Origin of the sequence: Streptomyces laurentii (assembly GCF_040635425.1) — a bacterium.
Taxonomy (GTDB): domain Bacteria; phylum Actinomycetota; class Actinomycetes; order Streptomycetales; family Streptomycetaceae; genus Streptomyces; species Streptomyces laurentii.
This window is the reverse complement of record NZ_JBEYHT010000063.1, coordinates 1-2,551: the sequence shown is the minus strand read 5'-3', so window position 1 is coordinate 2,551 and position 2,551 is coordinate 1. Positions and strand designations below refer to the sequence as shown.

Sequence of the window (2,551 nt, the reverse complement as noted above, 5' to 3'; positions counted from 1 at the left end):
GATTCCTCGCCATCCACCTACAGGTGCGCGACAGGCGACCCCTGGCACACCGCAAGAACAAACAGGTCAGTGGTTTCTCCGCAGACAGCGTCTGCTCACGGTGCGAAACGGTAGTCCGCGGCCCGCCGACCCCTCTGGACAGCGCCTATACGCCAACCTGCCTCTTTTCGGGGGCTCTTGGGTGTGCGAGAAAGACCCTGTCGAGGTCTGTCCGCCATCAGGAGATCCGCATGTCCATTGCCCTCCCAGTGAGTCAAGAATTCACTGGTGTCGCCGCCCGTGAAACACGCGACCGCGTCTTGGCGCGGGTGGAACGACGTATTCATGAATTCCTCGCCGAAGAGCGCCGTTCCTGGGCGGCGCTCAACGCGGATTCCGCCGAACTGATCGACTGTGTGAGCCGCATGGTGGGCAGCGGGGGCAAACGCCTGCGCCCCGCCTTCTGCGTCGCCGGCTATCTCGCCGGCGGCGGCGACCCGGAGGCACAGGTCGTCGTCGACGTGGCGGCCGCCCTGGAACTGCTGCACACCTTCGCGCTGCTGCACGACGACGTCATGGACGACTCGGGGCTGCGCCGCAACGAGCCGACCGCCCACGTCCTGCACTCGACGCTGCACGAGGAGCGGGACTGGCGCGGCGAGCCGCGCCGGTACGGCGAGAGTGTCGCCGTCCTCGCCGGCGATCTCGCGCTGGTGTACGCGGAGCGGCTGCTCGTCGACTGCCCGCCGCACGCCCGGCGGATCTGGGGCGAGCTGTGCACGGAGCTGATGATCGGCCAGTTCCTGGACGTACGGGCCGCCGCCCGGTTCGTTCCGGACCCCGAACTGTCCAGCTGGATCGCCCTGTTCAAGTCCGGCCGCTACACGGTCTACCGGCCGCTGGCCATGGGCGCGGAGCTGGCCGGCGCGCAGGAGCTGCGGCCCGCGTTCGAGCGGTACGGTCTCGCGCTCGGCGAGGCGTTCCAGCTCCGGGACGATCTGCTGGACGCGTTCGGCAGCTCCGACGTGATCGGCAAGCCCGCCCAGCTCGACTTCAAACAGCACAAGATGACGCTGCTGATGTCGATCGCGCTGCGCCACGAGGCGGAGGTCCGGGAGCTGGTCGGCGACGACCTCTCCAGGGCCGATCCCGAGCGGCTGCACGAGGTGCTCATCAGGACCGGGGTGCGCGACCGGGTGGAGGAGGTGGTCGCGGAGCGCATCGAGACCGCGCGGGCCGCGGTGCGCGGGGCGCTGGACCCGGACTGGGCCGCCGAGCTGCACACCATGGCGAGGCAGGCCGCCTACCGTGACAAGTGATCTGATCGGCCCGGGGCCGGCGGCCCCGGGCGCGTCCACCGCGAGCCCGGCCGTCTCCGGGCGGCTGGTCTCCGAACGGGTGCTCACGGACTGGGAGTTCGCGAGGCCGCCGGGCACGGCGGAGTCGTTCTGGGACGGGGTCGCCCCGGCCGAGGGGCTGGACGTCTTCACACGGGCGCTGGCCCGCGGCGCCGGACCGCTCCCCGGCCCGGGGGCGGTCCGGCTGCGGGTGCGGGCGGTGGACGCGTACCGCCCGCCGCCCGGCGAGCCGCCGCCCGCGTCCGGCGGGCCCTGGGCCGCGTACAGCGAGAGCGGGGACGTCCGGCGGATCCACTGGCCGGCCCGGGAGGCCTCGGGCACGGCGGGGCTGCTGACGGCGTCGCCCGCCCCCTCCCCCGGCGCGGCCGGCGCCCTCGTGGAGGTGTCCGCGAGCCATGAGGCGTTCCGGCGCAAGCTGGCGCGGATGGCGCTGATCGCCCCTCTGATGCTGAGCGGCGGGATGGCGCTGATCCACGGCGTGGCCGTCACCCGTGACGACGGGTTCACCGTGCTGCTCGCCGGGGCGTCCGGGTCGGGCAAGTCCACCCTCGGTCTGGCCGCGTTCGCCCACGGCTGGCGGGTGGTCGCGGAGGATCTGGTGTTCGTGACCGCGGACCGGGCCGTCGTCCCGCTGTTCCTGAGCGGCGCGTGGGAGTGCCGGGCGCATCCGGACGACCGGGCGCTGATCGAGCGGGTCACCGGGACGCCGGTCGTGGGGCACGCCTCGGAGCTGCCCGCGGACCACCGGGGGCGGGAATACCTGTTTCCGGTGCGCCCCGGGGCCGGGCCCGCCCCGGCCCGGCCGCTGCCGCTGGACCTGGTGGTCTTCGTGGACCGGGACAGCGACGCCCCGGTGTCCTCCGGGGGACGCGCCGGGCAGGTCCTGGGCGCGGGCCCGCGCAGCACGCTGGGCGCGGTGGCGAAGCTGCTGCGGCTCGACTTCGCGCCGGTCGTCCGGGAGACGGAGGAGACGCTGCGGCGCGTCGTCGAAGGGCTGCCGTCGCGGCGCTTCGCGGCGACCGGCCGGATCGCGGACGACGTACCGGCGTTCCTGGCCGCCCTCGACCGGTGGGCGTCCTGACGCTCCCGTCCTCACGGTGAACGCCTCGAAGGGCCGGCCCCTTCGGGGCCGCCTCGGCGGGGCGGGGCCGGCTGGTGAAGCAGTCGGGCGGGCACGGGCAGTACGCGATCTGCGAGATCGACGTGGAGCCGCT

General features: G+C 73.6%; 2 protein-coding genes. Both read left to right on the top strand.

The features are described 5' to 3' along the window. The first annotated feature begins 308 nt into the window (after nucleotides 1-308). Nucleotides 309-1,298 (top strand): polyprenyl synthetase family protein, encoded by a 990-nt coding sequence (locus tag ABZ693_RS29530; RefSeq protein WP_359883471.1) that lies wholly within the window; start codon nucleotides 309-311, stop codon nucleotides 1,296-1,298. Then, nucleotides 1,288-2,418 (top strand): hypothetical protein, encoded by a 1,131-nt coding sequence (locus ABZ693_RS29525; protein WP_359883468.1) that lies wholly within the window; start codon nucleotides 1,288-1,290, stop codon nucleotides 2,416-2,418. Before ABZ693_RS29530 ends, ABZ693_RS29525 begins: the two co-directional genes overlap by 11 nt. Nucleotides 2,419-2,551 lie beyond the last annotated feature (133 nt).